General features: G+C 71.6%; 20 protein-coding genes. 7 read left to right on the top strand and 13 right to left on the bottom strand.

The window, feature by feature from the left end; genetic code table 11:
- Positions 1-33 precede the first annotated feature (33 nt).
- A complete protein-coding gene (gene dxs, locus ACFVT5_RS18995; RefSeq protein ID WP_389888664.1) occupies positions 34-1959 on the top strand; it encodes a 1-deoxy-D-xylulose-5-phosphate synthase in 1926 nt (641 codons plus the stop codon).
- A gap of 216 nt (positions 1960-2175) precedes the next feature.
- Positions 2176-3660: an amino acid permease gene (locus ACFVT5_RS18990; protein WP_389888661.1), complete on the top strand. Its 1485-nt coding sequence runs from the start codon at positions 2176-2178 to the stop codon at positions 3658-3660.
- An 18-nt stretch (positions 3661-3678) separates the two neighbouring features.
- Here ACFVT5_RS18990 and ACFVT5_RS18985 read toward each other — a convergent pair whose 3' ends face one another.
- The 4 genes from ACFVT5_RS18985 to ACFVT5_RS18970 all read right to left on the bottom strand — a co-directional run bounded on the left by ACFVT5_RS18985 (position 3679) and on the right by ACFVT5_RS18970 (position 8534).
- On the bottom strand, positions 3679-4050 hold the full coding sequence (locus tag ACFVT5_RS18985; RefSeq protein ID WP_389888658.1) for an NTP pyrophosphohydrolase: 372 nt from the start codon (positions 4048-4050) through the stop codon (positions 3679-3681).
- 77 nt (positions 4051-4127) lie between these two features.
- The gene (locus ACFVT5_RS18980) at positions 4128-6281 is read right to left on the bottom strand and encodes a 3-hydroxyacyl-CoA dehydrogenase NAD-binding domain-containing protein (RefSeq protein ID WP_389888655.1); all 2154 of its coding nucleotides are present in this window, start codon (positions 6279-6281) and stop codon (positions 4128-4130) included.
- Positions 6278-7504, bottom strand: a complete 1227-nt coding sequence (locus ACFVT5_RS18975; protein ID WP_389888653.1) for a thiolase family protein — start codon at positions 7502-7504, stop codon at positions 6278-6280. The genes ACFVT5_RS18980 and ACFVT5_RS18975 overlap by 4 nt, the downstream gene beginning before the upstream one ends.
- Positions 7505-7682: 178 nt before the next feature.
- Positions 7683-8534 carry a LysR family transcriptional regulator gene (locus tag ACFVT5_RS18970; protein ID WP_389888650.1) on the bottom strand — a complete coding sequence of 284 codons (852 nt, stop codon included), beginning with the start codon at positions 8532-8534 and terminating at the stop codon, positions 7683-7685.
- Between the two features lie 80 nt (positions 8535-8614).
- Between ACFVT5_RS18970 and ACFVT5_RS18965 the strand changes: the two genes are divergently transcribed.
- Complete coding sequence (locus tag ACFVT5_RS18965; RefSeq protein ID WP_389888648.1) at positions 8615-9112, top strand: cupin domain-containing protein; 498 nt, start codon at positions 8615-8617, stop codon at positions 9110-9112.
- Positions 9109-9471, top strand: a complete 363-nt coding sequence (locus ACFVT5_RS18960) for a DoxX family protein (protein ID WP_389888645.1) — start codon at positions 9109-9111, stop codon at positions 9469-9471. Before ACFVT5_RS18965 ends, ACFVT5_RS18960 begins: the two co-directional genes overlap by 4 nt.
- Positions 9472-9569: 98 nt before the next feature.
- Here ACFVT5_RS18960 and ACFVT5_RS18955 read toward each other — a convergent pair whose 3' ends face one another.
- The 3 genes from ACFVT5_RS18955 to ACFVT5_RS18945 all read right to left on the bottom strand — a co-directional run bounded on the left by ACFVT5_RS18955 (position 9570) and on the right by ACFVT5_RS18945 (position 12575).
- On the bottom strand, positions 9570-10871 hold the full coding sequence (locus ACFVT5_RS18955; RefSeq protein ID WP_389888642.1) for an HRDC domain-containing protein: 1302 nt from the start codon (positions 10869-10871) through the stop codon (positions 9570-9572).
- A gap of 78 nt (positions 10872-10949) precedes the next feature.
- A complete protein-coding gene (locus tag ACFVT5_RS18950; RefSeq protein ID WP_389888639.1) occupies positions 10950-11612 on the bottom strand; it encodes a LuxR C-terminal-related transcriptional regulator in 663 nt (220 codons plus the stop codon).
- 294 nt (positions 11613-11906) lie between these two features.
- Entirely contained in the window at positions 11907-12575 is a 669-nt protein-coding gene (locus ACFVT5_RS18945) for a DUF3000 domain-containing protein (RefSeq protein ID WP_389888636.1), read from the bottom strand.
- A 103-nt stretch (positions 12576-12678) separates the two neighbouring features.
- On the opposite strand from ACFVT5_RS18945, the gene hemE reads away from it, so the two are divergent.
- Positions 12679-13755: a uroporphyrinogen decarboxylase gene (hemE, locus tag ACFVT5_RS18940; protein ID WP_389888633.1), complete on the top strand. Its 1077-nt coding sequence runs from the start codon at positions 12679-12681 to the stop codon at positions 13753-13755.
- 162 nt (positions 13756-13917) lie between these two features.
- Here hemE and ACFVT5_RS18935 read toward each other — a convergent pair whose 3' ends face one another.
- Together ACFVT5_RS18935 and ACFVT5_RS18930 are read right to left on the bottom strand one after the other, a co-directional pair.
- A complete protein-coding gene (locus tag ACFVT5_RS18935) occupies positions 13918-15318 on the bottom strand; it encodes an FAD-dependent oxidoreductase (RefSeq protein ID WP_389888631.1) in 1401 nt (466 codons plus the stop codon).
- Between the two features lie 27 nt (positions 15319-15345).
- The gene (locus tag ACFVT5_RS18930) at positions 15346-16470 is read right to left on the bottom strand and encodes a DUF4349 domain-containing protein (protein ID WP_389888628.1); all 1125 of its coding nucleotides are present in this window, start codon (positions 16468-16470) and stop codon (positions 15346-15348) included.
- A gap of 163 nt (positions 16471-16633) precedes the next feature.
- Here ACFVT5_RS18930 and hemG point away from each other — a divergent pair, with 163 nt between their 5' ends.
- Positions 16634-18118 (top strand): protoporphyrinogen oxidase, encoded by a 1485-nt coding sequence (hemG, locus tag ACFVT5_RS18925; RefSeq protein ID WP_389888626.1) that lies wholly within the window; start codon positions 16634-16636, stop codon positions 18116-18118.
- Between the two features lie 49 nt (positions 18119-18167).
- Positions 18168-18887 carry a hydrogen peroxide-dependent heme synthase gene (gene hemQ, locus ACFVT5_RS18920; RefSeq protein WP_389888623.1) on the top strand — a complete coding sequence of 240 codons (720 nt, stop codon included), beginning with the start codon at positions 18168-18170 and terminating at the stop codon, positions 18885-18887.
- On the opposite strand, the gene ACFVT5_RS18915 is transcribed toward hemQ, so the two are convergent.
- The 4 genes from ACFVT5_RS18915 to ACFVT5_RS18900 all read right to left on the bottom strand — a co-directional run bounded on the left by ACFVT5_RS18915 (position 18836) and on the right by ACFVT5_RS18900 (position 23834).
- Positions 18836-20470, bottom strand: coding sequence for an alpha/beta hydrolase (locus ACFVT5_RS18915; protein ID WP_389888620.1), 1635 nt, complete (start codon positions 20468-20470; stop codon positions 18836-18838). The two genes, hemQ and ACFVT5_RS18915, sit on opposite strands and share 52 nt — an antisense overlap.
- 102 nt (positions 20471-20572) lie before the next feature.
- Complete coding sequence (locus ACFVT5_RS18910; protein ID WP_389888617.1) at positions 20573-21388, bottom strand: TIGR04222 domain-containing membrane protein; 816 nt, start codon at positions 21386-21388, stop codon at positions 20573-20575.
- Positions 21389-21398: 10 nt separating this feature from the next.
- Positions 21399-22835 (bottom strand): DUF692 domain-containing protein, encoded by a 1437-nt coding sequence (locus ACFVT5_RS18905; protein WP_389888614.1) that lies wholly within the window; start codon positions 22833-22835, stop codon positions 21399-21401.
- 234 nt (positions 22836-23069) lie between these two features.
- Positions 23070-23834, bottom strand: a complete 765-nt coding sequence (locus ACFVT5_RS18900) for a DUF4142 domain-containing protein (RefSeq protein WP_389889435.1) — start codon at positions 23832-23834, stop codon at positions 23070-23072.
- Positions 23835-24095 lie beyond the last annotated feature (261 nt).

The raw sequence follows: 24095 nt of genomic DNA, 5'->3' as shown, positions 1-24095 counted from the left end.
ACTGTCGAACAGCTCTATCGCAAGGAGGCACGGGTGCCGCTGCTGACCCGCATCACGGGACCGCGCGATCTGGACCGGCTCACCCCGGAGGAGCTGGACCAGCTCGCCGGAGAGATCCGGACCTTCCTGGTCGAGGCGGTGTCCAAGACCGGCGGCCACCTCGGCCCCAACCTCGGTGTGGTGGAGCTGACCATCGCGCTCCACCGGGTCTTCGACTCGCCGAGGGACCGGGTGCTCTTCGACACCGGGCACCAGAGTTATGTGCACAAGCTGCTCACCGGCCGTCAGGACTTCTCGAACCTGCGCGCCAAGGGCGGCCTCTCCGGCTACCCCTCGCGCGCCGAGTCCGAGCACGACGTCATCGAGAACTCGCACGCGTCGACCGTCCTCGGCTGGGCCGACGGCCTCGCGAAGGCCAACCAGGTCCTCGGCAAGGACGACCACGTCGTGGCCGTCATCGGGGACGGCGCCCTCACCGGCGGCATGGCCTGGGAGGCGCTGAACAACATCGCCGCCGCCAAGGACCGCCCCCTCGTCCTCGTCGTCAACGACAACGAACGCTCCTACGCGCCCACCATCGGCGGTCTCGCCGACCACCTGGCGACCCTGCGCACCACCGACGGGTACGAGCGGTTCCTCGCCCGCGGCAAGGACCTCCTGGAGCGCACGCCCGTCGTCGGCCGTCCGCTCTACGAGACGCTGCACGGCGCCAAGAAGGGCCTCAAGGACTTCATCGCCCCGCAAGGCATGTTCGAGGACCTCGGCCTCAAGTACGTCGGCCCGATCGACGGTCACGACATCGAGGCACTGGAGTCGGCGCTCGCCCGCGCGAAACGGTTCGGCGGCCCGGTCATCGTGCACTGCCTCACCGAGAAGGGCCGCGGCTACCAGCCCGCCGAGCAGGACGAGGCCGACCGCTTCCACGGCATCGGACCCATCCACCCCGACACCGGTCTGCCCATTGCCGCGTCCGGCATGGACTGGACGTCGGTGTTCGGCGAGGAGATGGTCAAGCTCGGCCATGAGCGGGACGACATCGTCGCCATCACCGCCGCGATGCTCCAGCCGGTCGGCCTGAAGAAGTTCGCCGACGCCTTCCCCGACCGTGTGTACGACGTGGGCATCGCCGAACAGCACGGCGCCGTGTCCGCCGCGGGCCTCGCCACCGGCGGCCTGCACCCCGTCTTCGCGGTCTACGCGACCTTCCTCAACCGCGCCTTCGACCAACTCCTGATGGATGTCGCGCTGCACAAGTGCGGAGTGACGTTCGTCCTGGACCGGGCCGGGGTCACCGGTACCGACGGCGCCTCGCACAACGGCATGTGGGACATGTCCATCCTCCAGTGCGTGCCGGGCCTCAGGATCGCCGCACCGCGCGACGCCGACCAGGTACGCCTCCAACTCCGCGAGGCCGTCACCGTCTCCGACGCGCCGACCGTCGTGCGCTACTCCAAGGGCGCCGTCGGCCCCGCCGTGCAGGCCGTGGGCAAGGTCGGCGGCATGGACGTCCTACGGAAGGCCGGCGCCGACCGCCCCGACGTCCTGCTGGTCTCCGTCGGCGCCCTCGCCCCGATGTGCCTGGAGATCGCCGGGCTCCTCGACAAGCAGGGCATCCACACCACCGTCGTCGACCCGCGCTGGGTCAAGCCCGTCGACGAGGCCCTCGCGCCGCTCGCCGAGCAGCACCGGGTCGTCGTCACCGTCGAGGACAACTCCCGTGCGGGCGGCGTCGGTTCGGCCATCGCCCAGGCCCTGCGGGACGCCGGTGTCGACGTTCCGCTGCGGGACTTCGGCATTCCGCCGCGCTTCCTCGACCATGCCTCGCGTAAGGAGGTCATGGCGGAGATCGGCCTGACGGCTCCTGACATCGCCCGCCAGGTCACGGGCTTGGTCGCCAAACTCGACGGCCGCTTCGCGCGGTCGGCGACGGTCGACGCCGTGGATCCGGTGCGCGACTGAGCGTCCGCCGGGTCCGCCGGGTCCGCCGCGCCGGGTGAGTGCCGGGGGGTCCTTCCGGCGGTAGGTGCGTAGTCCGAACGGTCTACAACGGGTCGGTTTCTCTGCCTGTATGGGTGGTGGAATCGGCCCGTTCGCGTGAATCCGCTCGCGCCGGGGCAGACGGAACCCCAGCCCTCTCGATCATGTCGAGGACGACAAGCGTGGGAGGTAACACCCGTGAGCACCCTCTTCCGGACGAAGAGCGTCGAGCAGTCGATCCGGGACACCGAGGCGCCCGAGTACGCCCTCAAGAAGTCGTTGTCCGCGCTCGATCTCACCGTGTTCGGCGTCGGCGTCATCATCGGCACCGGCATCTTCGTCCTGACCGGAAAGATCGCCAAGGAGACGGCGGGCCCCGCGGTCGCCATCGCTTTCGTCGTCGCGGGCGTCGTGTGCGCCCTCGCGGCGCTCTGCTACGCCGAGTTCGCGTCGACGGTCCCCGTGGCCGGATCCGCGTACACCTTCTCGTACGCCTCGCTGGGCGAGTTCCCGGCCTGGATCATCGGCTGGGACCTCGTCCTGGAACTGGCGCTCGGCTGCGCCGTGGTGGCGGTCGGCTGGTCCGGCTATGTGCAGTCCCTGATGGACACCGCGGGACTCCACCTCCCGCAGGCGCTGGCCGGCACCCAGAACGGCACCTTCGGCTTCGATCTGCTCGCGTGCGTCCTCGTCCTGGTGCTGACCGGCATCCTGGTCCTGGGCATGAAGCTGTCCTCGCGGGTCACCGGCGTCATCGTCGCCGTCAAGGTCACCGTCGTACTGATCGTGATCGTCGTCGGCTCGTTCTTCATCACCGGCTCCAACTACAAGCCGTTCATCCCGCCGGCCCAGCCGGTCGCCGGCAGCGCGGACATCACCGCGCCGCTCATCCAGCTGATGTTCGGCTACACCCCGTCCAACTTCGGTGTGATGGGCATCTTCACCGCCGCCGCCGTCGTGTTCTTCGCGTTCATCGGCTTCGACATCGTCGCCACCGCGGCCGAGGAGACCCACAACCCGCAGCGCGACGTCCCCCGCGGCATCCTCGGCTCCCTCCTCATCTGCACGATCCTGTACGTGGCCGTGTCCGTCGTCGTCACCGGGATGCAGAAGTACACCAACCTCACCGTCGACGCCCCGCTCGCCGACGCGTTCAAGGCGGTCGGGCATCCGTTCTGGGCCGGGCTCATCAGCTTCGGCGCGGCCGTCGGGCTCACCTCGGTCTGCATGATCCTGCTGCTCGGCCAGAGCCGGGTGTTCTTCGCGATGAGCCGTGACGGGCTGCTTCCGCAGGTCTTCTCGAAGGTGCACCCCACCTTCGGCACTCCGTACCGCACGACGATCCTGCTCGGGGTGATCGTCGCGATCGTGGCCGGCTTCACCTCGATCAACGAACTCGCCGAACTCGTCAACATCGGCACCCTGTTCGCGTTCGTCGTCGTCGCCATCGGGGTCGTCCTGCTGCGCAGGCAACGTCCTGATCTGCACCGCTCCTTCCGCACCCCGCTGGTCCCGTGGGTGCCGATCCTGTCGGTCCTCGCGTCGGGCTGGCTGATGCTGAACCTGCCCGCCGAGACCTGGCTGCGGTTCGGTATCTGGATGGTCATCGGCGTCGCCGTGTACTTCTTCTACGGGCAGTCCCACAGCAGGCTCGGCCGCCATCTGCCGAAGCTGCCCGTCTAGCGCGGACAGCGCCGGCGCTCACCTCCCGTACACGGTCCGTGGCCCCACGGTCCGCGCGCCGACGTCGGTGACCCGGCGGCGCAGTTCGCGGTCGGCCGTGACGACGACGCAGGGGTGGTCCCGCGCCTCGGTCGCCAGCAGGGTGATGTGGTCGTCGCCGCTGCCCGGCGCGTCCTCGACCCGGACGCCCGGCACCGACGGCACACCGCGTGCGGCGCCCTCGACCACCAGCACGATGTCCAGAGGGCCCGGGAATCCGTCGACGCCCTCGTCGGCGTACCCGACGAGCCGGTCCCGCAGCCGCTCGGCGGCGCCCCGCCGATCCCGCCACCACCCATCGGGCACCGACCCGACGACATTGGCACCATCGACGATCATCAGAGTCACCATGGGGTCAGTTTCCTCGCACAACGGCTGAAGGGGTGCACGGGAATCCCCGTACACCCCTCATCACCTGCCCTCGGCCGTCAAGCCGGAACGCTCGCCACGCCCGGTGCCAGGAACGGCCGCCCGTTGACCCGCTCGGAGACGCCTTCCCGGTCCAGGTAGGGCGTGATGCCACCCAGGTGGAACGGCCAGCCCGCGCCGGTGATCAGGCACAGGTCGATGTCCTGCGCCTCGGCGACGATCCCCTCGTCCAGCATGAGACCGATCTCCTGGGCGACCGCGTCCAGGACCCGCGCCCGTACCTGCTCCTCGGTCAGGACGCTGTCGCCCTGCTTCAGGAGCGCGGCCACCTCGGGGTCCAACTCCGGCTTACCGGAGTCGTGGACATAGAAGCCCCGCTTGCCCGCCTTCACCACCGCGGCCAGGTTCTCGGAGACCGTGAAGCGGTCCGGGAAGGCGCGGTGCAGGGTCTCGGAGACATGCAGACCGATGGCAGGGCCGACCAGTTCGAGCAGGACCAGCGGCGACATCGGCAGCCCCAGCGGCTCGACGGCCCTCTCGGCGACCTCGACGGGGGTGCCCTCGTCGATGACGTTCTGGATCTCGCCCATGAAGCGGGTGAGGATGCGGTTGACGACGAACGCCGGGGCGTCCTTCACCAGGACCGCGGACTTCCGCAGCTTCTTGGCGACGGCGAACGCGGTGGCCAGCGACGCGTCGTCGGTCTGCTCACCGCGGACGATCTCCAGGAGCGGCAGGATCGCGACCGGGTTGAAGAAGTGGAAGCCGACGACCCGCTCGGGGTGCTGAAGCTTCGACGCCATCTCGCTGACCGACAGCGACGAGGTGTTGGTGGCGAGGATCGCGTGCGCCGGCGCCACCGCCTCGACCTCGGCGAACACCTGCTGCTTGACGCCGATCTCCTCGAAGACGGCCTCGATGACGAAGTCCGCGTCCGCGAAGCCCTCGGCCTTGTCGAGGACGCCGGTGACCAGGCCCTTGAGACGGTTGGCCTTGTCCTGGTTGATCCGGCCCTTGCCGAGCAGCTTGTCGATCTCGGCGTGGACATAGCCCACGCCCTTGTCGACCCGCTCCTGGTCGATGTCGGTCAGCACGACCGGCACCTCAAGGCGGCGCAGGAACAGCAGGGCGAGCTGCGAGGCCATCAGACCCGCGCCGACCACGCCGACCTTCGTCACCGGGCGGGCGAGGTTCTTGTCGGGCGCGCCCGCGGGCCGCTTGGCGCGCTTCTGCACCAGGTTGAACGCGTAGAGCCCGGCGCGGAGTTCCCCGCCCATGATGAGGTCGGCGAGCGCCCGGTCCTCGGCGTCGTACCCGGCCTGGAGGTCACCGTCCTTGACGGCGGCGATGATGTCGAGCGCGCGGTAGGCGGCCGGAGCGGCGCCGTGCACCTTGGAGTCGGCGATGAACCGGCCCCGGGCCACGGCCTGGTCCCATGCCTCGCCGCGGTCGACCTCGGGCCGTTCGATCGCGATCTCGCCCGCCAGGACGGCGGCGGTCCAGATCAGCGACTGCTCCAGGAAGTCGGCGCCCTCGAACAGCGCGTCGGCGATGCCGAGTTCATAGACCTGGGCGCCCTTGAGCTGCTTGTTCTGGTTCAGCGAGTTCTCGATGACGACCGATACGGCCTTGTCGGCGCCGATCAGGTTCGGCAGCAGCGTGCAGCCGCCCCAGCCCGGCACGAGACCGAGGAAGACCTCGGGCAGCGAGAAGGCGGGCAGCGCCGCCGACACGGTCCGGTAGGCGCAGTGCAGCCCGACCTCGACACCGCCGCCCATCGCGGCGCCGTTGTAGTACGCGAAGGTCGGCACGGCCAGATCCGCGAGCCGCTTGAACACATCGTGGCCGCCTTTGCCGATGGCGAGGGCGTCCGCGTGGTTCGTCAGCAGCTCGACGCCCTTGAGGTCGGCGCCGACGGCGAAGATGAACGGCTTGCCGGTGATGCCGACCCCGACGATCGACCCGTCGGCGGCCTCCTTCTCGACCTGGTCGATCGCGGCGTCCAGGTTCGCCAGGGATCGCGGCCCGAAGGTGGTCGGCTTCGTGTGGTCCAAGCCGTTGTCGAGGGTGATCAGCGCGAACCGGCGGCCCGCGGCGGACGCGTTGGTGTACGCCGTGCCCGGGAGATCGAGATGGCGGACCTGCGCCTGCGTGACGACCTCGTCCGGGAACAGCTCGGCCGCGCCCTTCAACAGTTCAGCGGTGGTGGTCACTTGCTGCCTCCGGCGGACTCGAAGTGCGGGTTCTCCCAGACGACCGTCGCGCCCATGCCGAAGCCGACGCACATGGTGGTCAGTCCGTACCGGACGTGCGGCTGCTCCTCGAACTGCCGGGCGAGCTGGGTCATCAGCCGGACGCCGGACGAGGCCAGTGGGTGGCCGTACGCGATGGCGCCGCCGTACTGGTTGACGCGGGCGTCGTCGTCGGCGATGCCGTAGTGGTCGAGGAAGGCGAGCACCTGCACGGCGAACGCCTCGTTGATCTCGAACAGGCCGATGTCGGAGATCGACAGACCGGCCTTCGCGAGGGCCTTCTCGGTCGCCGGGATCGGACCGTAGCCCATCACCTCGGGCTCCACGCCCGCGAAGGCGTAGGAGACCAGACGCATCTTGACGGGCAGGTCGTTCGCGCGCGCGAAGTCCTCGGACGCGATGAGTGAGGCGGTCGCGCCGTCGTTCAGACCCGCCGCGTTGCCCGCGGTGACCCGGCCGTGCGTACGGAACGGGGTCTTCAGGGAGGCCAGGGACTCCAGCGTGGTGCCGGGCCGCATCGGCTCGTCCTGGGTGGCGAGACCCCAGCCGGTCTCGCCGGTGTCGGGTGTGGTGCGGCGGACCGAGATCGGTACCAGATCCTGCTGGATCTTCGCGTTCGCGTACGCCTTCGCGGCCTTCTCCTGGGAGCGCACGGCGTACTCGTCGGCGCGCCGCTTCGTCAGGTGCGGGAAGCGGTCGTGCAGATTCTCCGCGGTCATGCCCATGAACAGGGCCGACTCGTCCACCAACTTCTCGCTGACGAACCGCGGGTTGGGGTCGACACCCTCGCCCATCGGGTGCCGGCCCATGTGCTCGACACCACCGGCCACGACGATGTCGTACGCGCCGAAGGCGATGGAACCGGCGGTCGTCGTGACGGCGGTCAGCGCGCCCGCGCACATCCGGTCGATGGAGTAGCCGGGCACGGACTGCGGCAGACCCGCGAGGATTCCGGCGGTGCGGCCGAGGGTCAGCCCCTGGTCGCCGATCTGCGTGGTGGCCGCGATCGCCACCTCGTCGATCTTCGCCGGGTCGAGGGCCGGGTTGCGGCGCAGCAGCTCCCGGATCGACTTCACGACGAGGTCGTCGGCACGGGTCTCGTGGTAGATGCCCTTCGGGCCCGCCTTGCCGAACGGGGTGCGGACGCCGTCGACGAAGACGACGTCCCTGACGGTACGAGGCACGATGGCTCTCCTCCAGATGCGGGACGGCACTGCCGCGCGGCGCGCTCCGACGACTGGCCCGGCGCGCTGCGGATACCGCCATGCTACTTGCGGGTAACCAGACTGCCCAGCCCCCCTGCCCGGAGCGGCGAACGTCACACGCGAACGGCGCACGCGAACAGCGCACCCGCCGTGGCGCTCACTCGCGGTACGCGGCGACGGCGATCCGTACGAACGAGTGGATCAAGGGGTTCGTGTCGCCCTCGTGCCACGCCGCCACGACCCGGCTCGGCGGCATGTCGACCAGCGGCACCACGGTGAGCCCCTCGCCCGGATCGTGGTCCAGGAGCGTCATGCCGACCGTGCCGTTCCAGAGAACGGCCTGCCGGCATTCCTGGACCGCCCGCACCACCGGACCCTCGCGGGGTTCCCCGCCGTTCCAGTACGCCTGCCACAGGGGGTCGGTGCCCGCCGGGAACCGGAACCAGCGGCGGTCGGCCAGGTCGGCCGACTTCAGGCCCTCGCGCCGGGCCAGCGGATCGTCGGCGCGCAGCAGCGCCCCCACCGGATCCGCGCGCAGCTCCTTCACGCTCAGGCCGGTCCCGTCGAACGGCCCACGGGTCAGGGCGACATCGACCAGTCCGGCGTGCAACCCACAGGTGGGATCGGTCAGATCGGTCTCACGGACACGGACCTCGACATCCGGATGCCGCCGGCGGTAGGCGCCGGCCAGCCGGGTCGCGGCCGGGTCGGTGCTGTCGCCCAGGATGCCGACGGTGAGGGTCGCGGCGCCGGCCGCGGCGGCCACCCGTACGCGTACCCGGTCCGCCCGGTCGAGCAGGGCACGCGCCTCGTCGAGCAGGACCGTCCCCACCGGAGTGAGCGCGACACCGGCGGACGACCGGTCGAACAGCGCGGCGCCGACCTCGCTCTCCAGCTGCTTGATCGCCCGGCTCAGGGCCGGCTGACTCATATGCAGCCGGGAGGCCGCCCGACCGAAGTGGAGTTCCTCGGCGACCGCCACGAAATAGCGCAGCGTACGTAGCTCCATGCTGGGACGATACCCGTACGGCATCGAGGTCGCGGAACGGGTCTTGGACAGTCGCGGGGCTCCGGCAGTGCAATCGAAGCATGACTGACGAACCGAACACCCATGAGCAGACGGCCGACCCCGCCGTATCGGTGGTCGGCCCGGACGACGGTGAGACGATCTTCCTGGGCCGCACGCGACTGCGCGTCCTCGAAGACGGCAGCAACACCGGGCACCGCATCGGGCTCGCCGAGTCCGTCCTCGCACCGCACACGCCGGGACCGCCGCAGCACCGTCACGCCGAGCACGACGAGGGTTTCTACGTCATCTCCGGGTCCGTGCGGTTCACGGTCGGCGAGAAGGACTACGACGCCGTGGCGGGCACCCTCGTGATGGTCCCGCCGGGAGCCCCGCACACCTTCGCCAACGTGACCGACCAACCGGCCGTCATGCTCAGCACGTTCACACCGGATCTGTATGTGCGGTACTTCCGGGATCTGCGGGACATGATCGCCGGCGGCCAGACACTGACCCCGGAGGCGACCATCCGGGTGATGAGCCGTTACGCCACCGAGCCGGCCACCGACTTCGCCCGGTGAACGTCGCCTATGGGATCGTCGCCGGCCTGCTCGCGCTCTTCCACCTCTACGGGGGTGGGGTGAAGGTGGTGCGGAGCCGGGAGCGGCTGCGACCGATGATGGCGTGGGTGGACAGCACGCCGATGCCGGCCGTCAGGGCCATCGGTCTGATCGAGGTGCTCGGCGCGATCGGGCTGATCCTCCCGCCGCTGACCGGCATCGCGCCCTCGCTGGCCCTGGCCGCCGCCATCGGGTTCGTGGTCCTCCAGATCGGCGCGATCAGGGTGCATCTGCGGCTCGGGGACCGCCGGATCGCCCTCAACATCACGCTCATGCTCACGGCGGCCGTGACCGTCTGGCTGTCGACGGCCTGGCTGTGACGGTGCGGCCGGGCGGGGCTGGTCCCGCCCCGGTGGAGCGGGACCCGGCGAGTCGGGGTGGGTCCCGGCGCGTCAGGGCGGAACCGGCCGCCCCGGCCTCAGTCGGTGCCCGCCGTGGCCTTCAGGGCCGTGACCAGCAGCGGTGTGACCTGCTCGATCTGCCAGGGGCGGGCGCCATGGGTGGCGAGGGCCGCCGCGACCGCCTCGGGTGACGAGTCCGCCGGCGGCTCCCAGCAGACGCGCCGCACGGTGTCGGGCGTGATCAGGTTCTCCTGCGGCATCGTCAGTTCGTCCGCCAGTGCCGACACGGCGGCCCGCGCCGCCGAGAGCCGCGCTGCGGCCACCGGGTCCTTGTCCGCCCAGGCACGCGGCGGGGGAGGCCCGGTCACCGGCTGTCCGGGCTGCGGAAGCGCCGAGTCCGGCAGTGCTTTGGCCCGGTCGACGGCGGCCTGCCACTGCTCCAGTTGGCGCCGTCCGACCCGGTGACCGAAACCGGGCAGCGCGCCCAGCGCCTGCGCGTTCGGCGGCAGGGCGAGTGCGGCCTCGACGATCGCCGTGTCCGTGAGCACCTTGCCGGGGGACACGTCACGTCGCTGCGCGATGCGGTCCCGGGTCTCCCACAGCTCCCGCACCACCGCCATCTGCCGCCGCCTGCGCACCTTGTGCATCCCCGACGTACGACGCCAGGGGTCCTTGCGGGGCGGTGCGGGCGGCGCCGACGCGATGGCGTCGAACTCCTGGTGGGCCCAGTCGAGCTTGCCCTGCCGGTCCAGTTCCTTCTCCAGCGCGTCCCGAAGGTCGACGAGGAGTTCCACGTCGAGCGCCGCATACCGCAGCCAGGGCTCGGGCAGCGGCCGGGTCGACCAGTCGACGGCGGAGTGGCCCTTCTCCAGGACGTACCCGAGGACGCCCTCGACCATCGCGCCCAGGCCGACCCGGGGGAACCCGGCGAGCCGCCCGGCGAGTTCGGTGTCGAAGAGACGGGACGGACGCATGCCTATCTCCCGCAGACACGGCAGGTCCTGGGTCGCGGCGTGCAGCACCCACTCGGTGTCGGCCAGCGCGTCGCCGAGTGCGGAGAGGCCGGAGACGGCGACGGGGTCGATCAGCGCGGTGCCCGCGCCCTCACGGCGCAGCTGTACGAGATAGGCCCGCTGCCCGTAGCGATAGCCGGACGCGCGCTCCGCGTCCACCGCCACCGGGCCGCTGCCCGCGGCGAAGGCGGCGACGACCTCGGCCAGTGCCGCGTCGTCGGCGACCACCGGCGGGATGCCGTCACGTGGCTCCAGCAAAGGGATGGGCGCCCCGTCCGCCGAGACGCCTGTGACGCCGTCGTCCGGAGGGGCGCCCCCGGTGGTTCGCAGTGATGTGTCTGCTGCGGTCTCTTGGGCGTCGGTCACCTGTCAAGGGTACTTGCGGATAGACCGCGCCCGTCGACGGAACGTTCCGTCGACGGGCGCGGTACCGGCGGAAACCGGTCAGTGGATGATGCCGGTACGCAGCGCCACGGCCACCATCCCGGCTCGGTCGCCGGTACCGAGCTTGCGCGCGATACGGGCCAGGTGACTCTTGACGGTCAGTGCGGACAGGCCCATCGAGACGCCGATGGCCTTGTTCGACTGGCCCTCCGCCACCAGTCGCAGCACCTCGACCTCACGGCCGGACAACTCGCGGTAGCCACCCGGGTGGCTCGGGGTACCCGGGGGGCGGCGGTGCATACGGGCGGCGGCGGCACCGATGGGGGCGGCGCCGGGTCGGGTGGGGAGCCCGATGTTGGTGCGGGTACCGGTGACGACATAGCCCTTCACACCGCCCGCGAGGGCGTTGCGTACGGCACCGATGTCGTCGGCGGCGGAGAGGGCGAGGCCGTTGGGCCAGCCCGCGGCTCGGGTTTCGGACAGCAAGGTCAGGCCACTGCCGTCGGGCAGATGGACGTCGGCGACGCAGATGTCGCGTGGGCTGCCGATGCGGGGGCGGGCCTCCGCGACGGACGACGCCTCGATGACATCGCGCACCCCGAGCGCCCATAGGTGGCGGGTAACGGTCGAGCGGACGCGCGGGTCGGCCACGACCACCATGGCGGTGGGCTTGTTCGGACGGTAGGCGACCAGGCTTGCGGGCTGCTCAAGGAGAACGGACACAAGGCCCTCCTGGGGTGCGGGACGGGGGCCGGCTCTGGGGATGAAGCCGGGACGAACCGTGCTTTCAAGGTCACAAACCTCTTCGGCAGCAAACTCGCCGGGCTTTAGAGAAAGATCACGATCTAGTGAGTAACAATTCGTGCAATTCGGACACGCGATCGATCATCCGAAGATCGAACCGAGTGATTACACGGCCGAAACTGTACGTATCGGAGAGGGCGCCGGCGGCAACGAGAAGGGCGTGTGGGGGTCCGACCCCGCCGGGTCGGACCCCCACACGCCCTTGACGGAGGTTCAGGGAGCCTGTGGGCCCCGGCGTTGGGGGAGGGAGACCACGGACGCGTCCGTGGGGCCGACCGGCGGAAGGCCCGCGATCTGACAGAGCAGATCGCACCAGGCGGCCAGATGCGCGGCCGTGTCCGGTACGCCGCTCAGCCCCTCCCGGGGCGTCCAGGACGCGCGGATCTCGATCTGCGAGGCCGGCGGACGCTCCGCGAGGCCGCCGAAGTAGTGCGACCCCGCCCGGGTCACGGTCCCGCTCGACTCCCCGTACGACAGGCCGCGCCCCTGGAGCGCGCCGGTCAGCCACGACCAGCACACCTCCGGCAGCAGCGGGTCGGCCGCCATCTCCGGCTCCAGTTCCGCGCGCACCAGCGTCACCAGACGGAAGGTGCCCTTCCAGGCATCGTGCCCTGCCGGGTCGTGCAGCAGCACCAGACGGCCGTCCGCGAGGTCCTGGTCGTCCTCGACGACCGCGGCTTCCAGGGCGTACGCGTACGGGGCGAGTCGGCGCGGCGGGCGCGCCGGGTCGATCTCGATCTCGGGCCGCAGCCGCGCGCCCTGCAAGGCGTCGACGGCCGCCCGGAACGGCAGCGGTGTCACGTCCCCCGCATCCCGCGGGTCCTCCTCGCTTCCGTCCGTTCCGTCAGCGCCGTCCGACAGTCGTTCCTGAGCCGCAGCCATGCGGGGAAGAGTAAGGGGAACCCGGCTCTCGTGCAGGGAGAGACACCCGCCGGTGCCGGGGCTGTCCGGATCGTGTCCCCGGCCGCATGGAAGACTGTGCGGCGTGAGCGCCAACCACCGCCCCTCGGGCCAGCCGACCACGCCATCCGACGCCCTTCGGGAATCCGCCTTCCTCAAGGCATGCCGACGCGAGCCGGTGCCGCACACACCGGTCTGGTTCATGCGTCAGGCCGGACGGTCGCTGCCCGAGTACCGCAAGGTCCGTGAGGGCACCGCGATGCTCGAATCGTGCATGCGGCCCGAGTTGGTCACCGAGATCACGCTCCAGCCGGTACGCAGGCACCACGTCGACGCCGCGATCTACTTCAGCGACATCGTCGTACCGCTCAAGGCCATCGGCGTCGACCTCGACATCAAGCCCGGCGTCGGCCCGGTCGTCGAGCGGCCGATCCGCACCCGGGCGGACCTCGCGCAGCTCCGCGACCTCACCCCGGACGACGTCTCGTACGTCACCGAGGCGATCGGCATGCTCACCGGTGAGCTGGGCGCCACCCCGCTGATCGGCTTCGCCGGGGCGCCGTTCACCCTGGCGAGCTACCTCGTGGAGGGCGGTCCGTCCCGCAACCACGAGCACACCAAGGCCCTCATGTACGGCGACCCGCAGCTCTGGGCCGACCTCCTGGACCGGCTCGCGGAGATCACCTCGGCGTTCCTGAAGGTGCAGATCGAGGCCGGTGCGAGCGCGGTGCAGCTCTTCGACTCCTGGGTCGGCGCGCTGGCCCCCGCGGACTACCGCAGGTCGGTCATGCCCGCGTCCCGGAAGGTCTTCGACGCGGTCGCCGGGTACGGGGTGCCGCGGATCCACTTCGGCGTCGGGACCGGTGAACTGCTCGGGCTGATGGGGGAGGCCGGGGCGGACGTCGTGGGCGTCGACTGGCGCGTCCCGCTGGACGAGGCCGCCCGCCGGGTCGGACCCGGCCGCACTCTCCAGGGGAACCTGGACCCGGCGGTGCTGTTCGCCACGCCCGAGGCGGTGGCCGCCAAGACGGACGAGGTCCTGGCGGCGGCACGCGACCTGGAGGGCCACATCTTCAACCTCGGCCACGGAGTCCTCCCGGACACCGACCCCGACGCCCTGACCCGCCTGGTCGACCACGTCCACACCCGGACACTCCGCTAATTCACGAGTCGGTTCGCCGGGAGTCCCCCTCCCCGCCCCAGGGACGGCCGCTTCCGCTCCGGCGGAGGCGGGGCCGCCCCTGGTCCGGCAGGACCACGTCCCGCCGATGCCGTGGCGCGCCACGGCGGTGAGGGTTCGGCGGAATGGAAGACGGCCGCTCGCCTACGCGTCGTTCAAAGCCTTTACGGCCTTACGGGCCGCCACCAGGATCGGGTCCCAGACCGGGGAGAACGGGGGCGCGTACCCGAGGTCGAGGGCGGTCATCTGGGCCACGGTGAACCCAGCGGTCAGCGCCACGGCCGCGATGTCGACCCGCTTGGCCGCACTCTCGCGCCCCACGATCTGCACCCCGAGCAACCGTCCGCTGCCGCGCTCCGCGAGCATCTTCACCGTCATCGACTGCGCCCCGGGGTAGTACCCGGCGCGACTCGTGGACTCGATGGTCGCCGTCACGAACTGGAGGCCCGCCGACCGCGCGTCCTTCTCGCGCAGCCCGGTCCGCGCGATCTCCAGATCGCACACCTTGCTGACCGCCGTACCGACCACACCGGGAAACGTCGCGTACCCGCCCCCGACATTGCTGCCGATGATCTGCCCGTGCTTGTTGGCGTGCGTGCCGAGGGCGACATGGCGTTCCCGTCCGGCCACCAGGTCGAGCACCTCGACGCAGTCGCCGCCCGCCCAGATGTTCTCGTGCCCCCGCACCCGCATCGACAGGTCCGTGAGCAGCCCGCCGTGGTCGCCTAGGGGCAGTCCGGCCGCGCGGGCGAGCGTGGTCTCCGGGCGGACGCCGATCCCGAGGACCACCACGTCCGCCGGGTACTCGGCGTCCTCGGTGGCCACGGCCCGTACCCGCCCGTCGTCCCCGGTGAGGATCTTGGTGACCTCGGTGTCGTTGACCATGGTGATCCCGAGCCAGGTCATCGCGTGGTGCACGAGCCGCCCCATGTCCGGGTCGAGCGTGGACATCGGCTCCCGGCCCCGGTTGAGGACCGTCACCTCGTAGCCCCGGTTGATCAGCGCCTCGGCCATCTCCACGCCGATGTACCCGGCGCCCACGACGACCGCGCGCCGCCCGGAGGTGGCCCGCAGGGTGTCGAGGAGGGCCTGGCCGTCGTCGAGGGTCTGCACCCCGTGCACCCCGGGCGCGTCGATGCCGGGCAGCGGCGGACGCACCGGGCGGGCACCGGTGGCGATCACGAGTTTGTCGTAGCCGGTCCACTCCTCGGCCCCGGACTCCAGGTCCCGGCTCCGCACCCGGCGCCCGGCGGTGTCGATCTCCGTCACCTCGGTCCGCAGCCGCAGATCGATCCCGCGCTCCCGGTGCTCGTCCGGCGTACGGGCGATGAGGTCGTCCCGCTCCGGCACGTCACCGCCGACCCAGTACGGGATCCCGCACGCCGAGTACGAGGTGAAGTGCCCCCGCTCGAAGGCGACGATCTCCAGTTCCTCCGGGCCCTTCAGCCTGCGCGCCTGCGACGCGGCGGACATGCCCGCCGCGTCGCCGCCGATGACGACCAGCCGTTCCCGCGTACCGTTCAGCCGCTCACTCGTACCGTCCATACGAACACGCTACGGGTGAGCCCCACTTCAGTCCCGCTCGCCCTGCTCCCGCAGGGGCGGCGCCACCGGCAGCGACCCGGGTGCCTGCGCCGGTACGGAGGCGGGTGCCGGCGGCGCGGCAGGCGCCGGTACGGTCGCGGCCCAGCGGTTCCTGAGCGGGCGCACCAGCTTCAGCCAGGCCAGGAACAGCACGGCACCGACCGCCAGGAACGGCAGTACCGCGCCGATCACCACGGAGAGCCACCGCAGCATGGTGAGGAACGCGCTCCAGCCGCCCGTGACCGCGTCCACGAACCCCGGGTCGTCGTCCTCCTTCGCGGGCGGCTTCGCCGCCGTCTCGGACAGGGTCAGGGTGATCGTGGCGAGGCTCGTACGGTCCTTGAGCGACGACTGCTGGGCGAGCAGCGACTCCAAGTCGGCCTGCCGGGTGCTCAGTTCGCCCTCAAGGGTCACCACGTCGCTGAGCTTGGTCGCCCGGTCCATCAGCTCTCGGATCCGCGCCACGCTGACCCGCTGCGACTTGATACGGCTGTCGACGTCGACCACCTCCTGGGTGACGTCCTCGGCGGACTCCTTCCGGCTGAGGAGAGTGCCGCTGCCCGAGAGGGCGTTCAGGACCTCCTTGTACCGGTCCTGCGGCACCCGCAGCACGACCCGCGACCGCTCGTGGCCACCGGAATCGCGGTCCGTCGACTCGCTGCCGACGATGCCTCCCGCGGTCTCGGCCGCGTCACGCGCCTCGTCGAGGGCCTTCAGTACGTCCTTGACCCGTACGGACACGCTCGCCGTGCGGATGATGTGCTGCTCGGCGAGCGGCGCCGAGGCTTTGGCGCCTGACTCGTCCTTCGCGGAGCCGGACCCGGTCTGAGCGCCCTCCGGCCCTGCCGCGTCGGCCGGGGCCTGCTCCTTGAGGTCCGCCGGCCCGTCGGCCGCCGAGCCCGCGGCGGACTTGTTGCCGCCGTCGTTCGCGCCGCATCCGGCGAGCGCGAGCGAGCCGGTGAGCAGGACGGCGGCGAGGAGTTGGGCGCGGCGCAGCGGTACGGACGGGCGGGCGCGGCCGGGCGCCCCCGGGTGCCGGGTCTGAGACGGGCCGGACGAGGTGCCGGACGAGGTGCCTGGCGTGGTACCGGACGAGGTGCTGGACGCGTGCATTTCGGAGTACCCCCGAGGAGTCGTGACGACGGACACTCCTTTGACGCCGGACGCCCCCGCCGCGATGTCGCCGCACGGTCCCGATGGCATCACGGTCCGGACTCGGCCCGCCGCCCCGGACCGGGCGGCGGGCGGCGCCCGGGGTTCTGAGAGAGTGGGAGACATGCACGCAGCGGACACATGGGCGGACTCAAGCACCGGTACGGGGACGGGCGCGGGCCCCCGGCGGATCGTCGTCGTCGGAGGCGGTATCGCCGGACTGGCCGCCGCCCACCGCCTGCTGACCCGGGACAGCGGCGGCCCCGCCCCCCGCGTCACCGTCCTGGAGGCGTCCGACCGCGTCGGCGGCAAACTGCTCGCCGGTGAGATCGAGGGCGCCCGGGTCGACCTCGGCGCCGAGTCGATGCTCGCGCGCCGCCCCGAAGCCGTGGGCCTCGCCCGTGAGGTCGGCCTCGGCGATCTGCTCCAGCCGCCCGCGACGGCCACCGCGTCCCTGTGGACCGGGGGCGCCCTGCGACCCATGCCCAAGGGCCATGTCATGGGCGTGCCCGGCGACCCGGCCGCGCTCTCCGGGGTGCTCTCCGCCGAGGCCCTGCGCCGGATCGAGCAGGACCGCGAACTGCCGCCCACCGCGATCGGCGAGGACGTGGCGGTCGGCCGGTATGTCGCCGACCGGCTCGGCCGCGAGGTCGTGGACCGCCTCGTGGAGCCCCTGCTCGGCGGGGTCTACGCGGGCGACGCCTACCGCATCTCGATGCGCGCGGCCGTCCCCCAGCTCTTCGACGCGGCCCGCGCCCACACCTCACTCCTGGAAGCGGTTCGCGACATCCAGGGCCGCGTCGCCGCGAACCCGGCGACCGGACCGGTGTTCCAGGGCATCGCGGGCGGCGTCGGCACCCTCCCGCTCGCCGTCGCCGACGCGGTACGCGCGCGGGGTGGCGAGATCCTGACCGGCACACCCGTCACGGAACTGCGCCGGGTCACGGACACACCGGACCCCGCGCCCGAGCCGCGCGCCCTCTGGCGCGTCGTCACCCCCGGCCGCGTCCTGCACGCGGACGCCGTCGTCCTCGCCGTCCCGGCCCCGGCAGCCGCCCGCCTGCTCACCGTGGAGGCCCCGGCAGCCGCCGCCGAACTCTCCGCCGTCGAGTACGCCTCCATGGCGCTGATCACCCTCGCCTACCGGCGCCCGGACGCCACGCTCCCCGAGGGCAGCGGATTCCTGGTGCCGCCCGTCGACGGACACACCATCAAGGCGTCCACCTTCGCCTCGCAGAAATGGGGCTGGATCGCCGAGGAGAACCCGGGCCTCCATGTCGTACGGACCTCGGTCGGGCGCTACGGCGACGAGCGGGACATCGGCCGCGAGGACGCCGAACTCGTCGCCCTGTCCCGGCACGACCTGCGCGCCGCCAGCGGCCTGAGCGCCGCCCCCGTCGCGGCCCGGGTCACCCGCTGGCACGACGGCCTCCCGCAGTACCCGGTCGGGCACCACGCGCGCGTGGCCCGCGTCCGCGAACACGTCGCCAAGCTCCCCGGACTCGCCGTCTGCGGCGCCGTCTACGAAGGCGTCGGCATCCCCGCGTGCGTGGCGAGCGCCTACGCGGCCGTCGACCTCATCGCCCCCGAGGGCGCGCCGGCGGGCTGAGGCGGGTACCCGGTGCTCGGCCCGCCGGGCGAAGCGGGAGAATGGCGGCATGAGTGACGACGCCCCCGCCAAGATCCCGAACATCGGCAAGAAGGCCAAGGACCTCAACGAGGTCATCCGCTACACCCTGTGGTCGGTCTTCAAACTCCGCGACGTGCTTCCCGAGGACCGCTCCGGGTACGCCGACGAGGTCCAGGAGCTGTTCGACCAGCTCGCCGCCAAGGACGTCACCGTCCGGGGCACCTACGACGTGTCCGGGCTGCGGGCCGACGCCGACGTCATGATCTGGTGGCACGCGGAGACCGCCGACGCGCTCCAGGAGGCGTACAACCTGTTCCGCCGCACCCGGCTCGGGCGCGCCCTGGAGCCGGTCTGGTCGAACATGGCGCTGCACCGCCCCGCCGAGTTCAACCGCTCCCACATCCCCGCGTTCCTCGCCGACGAGAACGCGCGCGACTACATCAGCGTGTACCCGTTCGTGCGCTCCTACGAGTGGTATCTGCTGCCCGACGAGGAGCGCCGCACCATGCTCGCGGACCACGGCAAGATGGCCCGCGGCTACCCGGACGTGCGGGCCAACACGGTCGCCTCGTTCTCGCTCGGCGACTACGAGTGGATCCTCGCCTTCGAGGCCGACGAACTGCACCGCATCGTCGACCTGATGCGTCATCTGCGCGCGTCCGAGGCCCGGATGCACGTCCGCGAGGAGGTGCCGTTCTACACGGGCCGCCGCAAGAGCGTCAGCGAACTGGTCTCCGGGCTGGCCTGACGGGACGCCTGAGCACCCTCGGCCGGTGACAGCGGCCTGGGCTCCGCGTGCGGGGCGCAGGCCGCTCGCCGTGCCGGCAGCGTGCCCTCCAGGACGTACGCGTCCAGATGGGCGTTGACGCAGGCGTTGGGTCCGCCGCCCACGCCGTGCTGCCCCGCGCCCCGCTCGGTCACCAGACGCGCGCCGCCGAGCCTGCGCTCCAGCTCCAGGGCGCCCTTGTACGGGGTGGCCGCGTCCCGTTCGGCGGCCAGGATCAGCGTCGGCGGCAGCACGCCGACAGCGGTCCGTACGTCGACCGGTTTCTGCCGGGGCGCAGGCCAGTAGGCGCACGGCAGGTTCGCCCAGGCGTTGTCCCAGCTCTCGAAGGGCGCCACGCGCGCGAGGCGGGTGGTGTCACGGTCCCAGGTCCGGAAGTCCGTCGGCCACGGCGCGTCGTTGCACTCGACGGCCGTGTACACGGCGTTCGCGTTCTCCGTCTCGGTGGCGGCCCGCGTGACCGGCGTCGCCTGCTGCACCAGCAACTCGGGCTGCCCGTTCAGGAACGCGGACAGGGCCGCCGCACGCATCGGCCAGTAGTCGTCGTAGTAGCCCGTCTTCAGGAACGTGGCCTGGAGTTCACCGGGGCCGACCAGTCCGCCCGCGGGCCGCTCGGCGACGGCCGCGCGGACCCTCTCGTAGCTGAGCTGGACCTCGTCGACCGTGCGGCCCAGGTGGTACACCTTGTCGTGCTTCGCGACCCACGCGCGGAAGTCCGTCCAGCGCCGCTCGAACGCGGCCGACTGGTCCAGGTTGTTCCGGTACCAGATCCGCTTCGGGTCCGGATCGACCGCCGAGTCGAGGACCATCCGCCGTACGTGCGACGGGAACAGGGTCGCGTACACCGCGCCGACATACGTCCCGTACGACGCGCCCATGAAGGTCAGCTTCGACTCGCCGAGCGCCGCGCGCAGCACTTCCAGGTCGCGCGCGTTGTTCAGCGTCGTGTAGTGCCGCAGCGCCGTCCCGGCCCGCCGCTCGCAGCCCCGCGCGTACGACTTCGCCTGCGCGATCCGCTCCTTCTTGTACGACTCCGACAGATGCGTCGGCGACTGGGTGGGCGCCTTCACGAACTGCCGGGGGTCCTGGCAGGACAGCGGCGCCGAACGTCCCACACCGCGCGGCGCGTAGCCGACCAGGTCGTACGCGGCGGCGATCCGCTTCCACTCGGGGAAGGCGCCGATCATCGGGAAGTACATGCCACTGGCGCCGGGGCCGCCCGGGTTGAACACGAAGGCGCCCTGCCGGGCTTCGCCCGTCGCCTTCACCTGGCTGACGGTGAGGCTGATCTGCCGGCCGTCGGGGTGCGCGTAGTCGAGGGGGACGCGGACCGTGCCGCACCGCACGGACTCCTCCAACTGCTCCTCGGCGGCGCACGGTCCGAAGCGGATGCCCCGGTCCGCCGCGCGCTGCGCCGCCTTCGCGGTGCCGACCGACTCCGGTGAGCCCGAGGAAGCGGAAGGAGCCGTCGCGCCGCCCGCGGGTACGGCCACGAGAGCGGAGAGAACCACGGACCCGGCGGTGCCCCAGAGGGCGGCTGCTCGCATCGCTCCTGCGTCCCTTTCCCACCATGACTATTCACATAATGACAAAAGGGATACTTCGTCCGGCGGTTGACGATGTAAAGCACCGGGCCACCGGTGTCGGGCTCAATGACCCCGTTGCGTGAAGGCGGACAGCAGCCCGGGGTCCCGCGCCGCGGCCACCCCGCCCACGGCCACCGCGGTCAGATAGGTACGGTCGTCGCCATCCCCGTACGTACGGTCGTCGCCGTCCCCTTGCGAACGGTCGTCGCCGTCCGCGCCCGTCGACAGACCGCCGAGCAGCCGCTGCCCGGACGGTGACGCCCACCGCGTGTACGGGTGGACCTCGACCCGCGCGATCAGCAGACAGCTCACCGTCAGCGTCAACGGCAGCGCGAACCACGCGAGGAACTGCCCGGAACCGCCCGGCGCCCCCTGACCCTGTCCCGGTGTCAGCAGTGCGACCGCCCCGAACACCAGGACCGCCACCAGCGCGCCCCGCACCTGGCGTACCGCGCCCGCGATCGTGCTCCGCGCGCTCTCCGGGACCGCGAGCCCGTCGGCGACAAGCCGTGCGGAGAGCGCCCGCACCGGCTCGGCGGCGGCGGTCGCGGCCCGTATCGGCGCTATCCGCGACTGGCCGGCCGGACCGATCGCGCCGAGCACCGAACGCTCCAGGTCGTCCCGGCCCCGTGGATCCACCACCGTTGCCCAGCCCGTGTGCGCGAGCAGCAGCCGCCGCTGACGCGCCATCGACACCAGCGCGACATCGGCGACCCGGTACGGACCGCCGGACAGGAACGCGGCCTCGTACACGGTCAGCCGGTGTCCGCGTCCCGCGGCCTTGTCGATGGCGGCGGCCCGGACGGTGGCGAGGGAGAGTCGACAGCAGGTGAAACCGGCGACCGCACACGCCATGAGCAGGAGAAGGAGCCAGAGCATGGCCCGAGTTCTATGCGACGTGCCGGGGGCGGCGCCACGGTTTGTTCACCATGCGGACGGGGTGTTGCCGAGGTGTGATGTCCGGGTGCAGCGCGAGCCTCGCGGCCCGGACCAGCCGGGCGACGCGGCGGCCCGACGGCGGCCGGGGACCCGACCGCTCCAGCCACCACGCCGTCAACCGCCGCCGTGCCGACGCGTCCTCGGGGCGCCCGGCGAGCAGCAGATGCTCGGCGAACGCCAGCGCGTCGTGCCGGTACCCGGCGGTCATCGGCCTGGTGTGCGCGTACGCGGTGAACTCGGCGCGGTACGCCTCGCCGATGATGTCCGGCAGTTCGGGCGCGACCTTGGCCACGACGTCCGCGCGCTTGGCGGCCAGCGCCCGGCCCTGCACCCCGAGCCGCACCCGGTCGAAGCCCTCGGGCACCGGGGTGCCCGCGACCAGGGCCGACAGGAGCGCGGCCTGGGCGAGGGCCACGCGTTGGCGGGCGGCGGCGGAGGCGGGGGTGATGGGGGTGATGGGGCTGTTGGGGGTACCGGGGTAGTCGGGGCTTTCGGGTGTGGAGTCGGTGGTGTGCGGTGCGGGTCGTTTCCGGACGGGTGCCGCGTCCGCCACCGTCACCGTCGTCCGGATCGCCATCAGTTCGCGCTCCAGCTCGGCCGGCTCGGGGAAGTTCTCGTCCCGCTCCAGGAGCACACCCGGCGGGCGTACCCGGGACGCGAGGTCGGCGAGGATGTCCAGGACCGGCTCCGGTACCGGGTGCGCGTGGCTGTCGTGCCAGACCCCGTCCCGCTCGAAACCGCCCGCGACATGTACGTACGCGATGGCCTCGACGGGGAGTTCGGCCAGCGCCTTCGCCGGGTCCTCGCCCCGGTTGACGTGGTTGGTGTGCAGATTCGCCACGTCGATCAGCAGCCGGACACCGGTACGATCCGCCAGCTCGTACAGGAACTGGCCCTCAGTCATCTCCTCGTGCGGCCAGGCGATCAGCGCCGCGATGTTCTCGACGGCGAGCGGTACGGGCAGCGCGTCCTGGGCGATACGGACGTTCTCGCAGAGCACGTCGAGCGCGTCGCGGGTCCGTGGCACCGGCAGCAGATGCCCGGCCTCCAGCAGGTCGGACGCGGTGAGCGGGCCCCCGGCCCGTACGAACGCGATGTGTTCCGTGACCAGCGGCGAACCCAGCGCTTCGGCGCGCGCGGCCAGTTCGGCGAGGCGTGCGTCGTCGGGCCGGTCGGCGCCGCCGAGGCCGAGGCTGACACCGTGCGGGACGACGGTCACGCCGCGCTCGCGCAGCCGCAGCAGGGAGTCGGGGAGATGGCCGGGGCAGAGGTTCTCGGCGACGGCCTCGACCCAATTGACGCCCGGCATCCGTTCCACCGCCTCGGCTATCTCCGGGCGCCAGCCGATGCCGATGCCGAGATGGATCGCGTTCCCCAGGTATGTCATGTCCCCCTCCTTCGCCGGTTCTTCCCCGGTCCTTCGCCGTGCCGTGGTGCCAGCGTGCCGCGGCGTCACCGGGTGCCGCTGCCCGTCTGTGGGTGGGCGCCGCCCGTTTCGGGGTACGCGCTGCCCGGTGCGTGACCGTGTGGTGCGTGACCGTGTCATGGCCCCGGTGCGCGCCGCCGAACCCGGAGGGGGGCATGTTCAGAGCTAGTTTTGAGGTTCGAGCGGTTGTTCCGGTCAGCCCTGGGGGTCGGGCCGGTCGGTGTTGACCTGTCCCGGTGTGGTCGCCGAGGGCCGTGACGTGGTGGAGATGTCACCGCCGGTCGGGCCGATGCCGGGCGCGGCCGGCGCCTGGCCGGCGGGCGGCGGGGGACCGGAGGGGCTGGCGGTCGCGGTGGCGGCGCCGTTGGCGATGGCGTCGAAGTCGACCAGGCCCGTGTTCTCCAGGACGGTGATGTGGTCGAGCACGGTCTGGTTCGCGTCCGTGGCCAGTTGCCGTACCAGGGTGTTGCGGGTGCTGTCGCGGACCTGGGCGACCAGTGCGAAGACCTTGCCGTGCGCCACCCGCAGCAGATTCGCGAAGTCCCGCTGGTACTGGTCGCCGGTGGCCGCGGTCAACTGCTGGAGCCAACCCTGCTGTTGGGCGTTGGGCTGGTTGGGCAGCTCGATGTTCAGCTGGGCGGCGACACTCCGTACCCGCTTGTCGAGGTCGGTGTGGCCGACGACCAGATGGTCGCCCGCCTCCTTGATCGCCTTGGTCGGCGCCCGTTCGATGGCCTGCTGTCCGGCGGGCAGTTCCCACAGCCCGGCGAGCCGGACCCGCACGATGAAGTCCCGGTCGGTCGCGGTGAGCGGGCCCCACTGCGTGGCCACGGTGCCCGCGGCGACATTGGCCTGCGGGGTCCCGGAGCGGTCCGCGTACGACCACACCGGGTACGCGAGCGCCCCGAGTGTGGCGACGAGCGCCGCGATGATGAGTGCCGTGCCGTTGATGCGCCGCAGCAAATGAGCCTCCCGGGGCGACCGTGCTTCGCGTGGTGCGTGAGCGGTGTGAAGCGGTATGGGGTGGGGTGGGGTCGGTGTGGAGCGGGGGTGGAGCGGGGGTGGAGCGGGTGTGGAGCCATGTGGAGCGGGTGTGTGGAGCGAATACCTGAATCAACCGCTGACCGAACGGCAGTTCAAGCTACTTCGCGGTATTGAGAGGTACGTAACCGGAGGCCGCGGTGTTCAACGGGCGGGCCGGGGTGTTCGACGGGCGCGGGA

Source organism: Streptomyces sp. NPDC058001 (genome assembly GCF_042886315.1).
Classification (GTDB): Bacteria; Actinomycetota; Actinomycetes; order Streptomycetales; family Streptomycetaceae; genus Streptomyces.
Note: the sequence above shows the minus strand (reverse complement) of the source record. Positions and strands in the feature narration are given on the sequence as shown.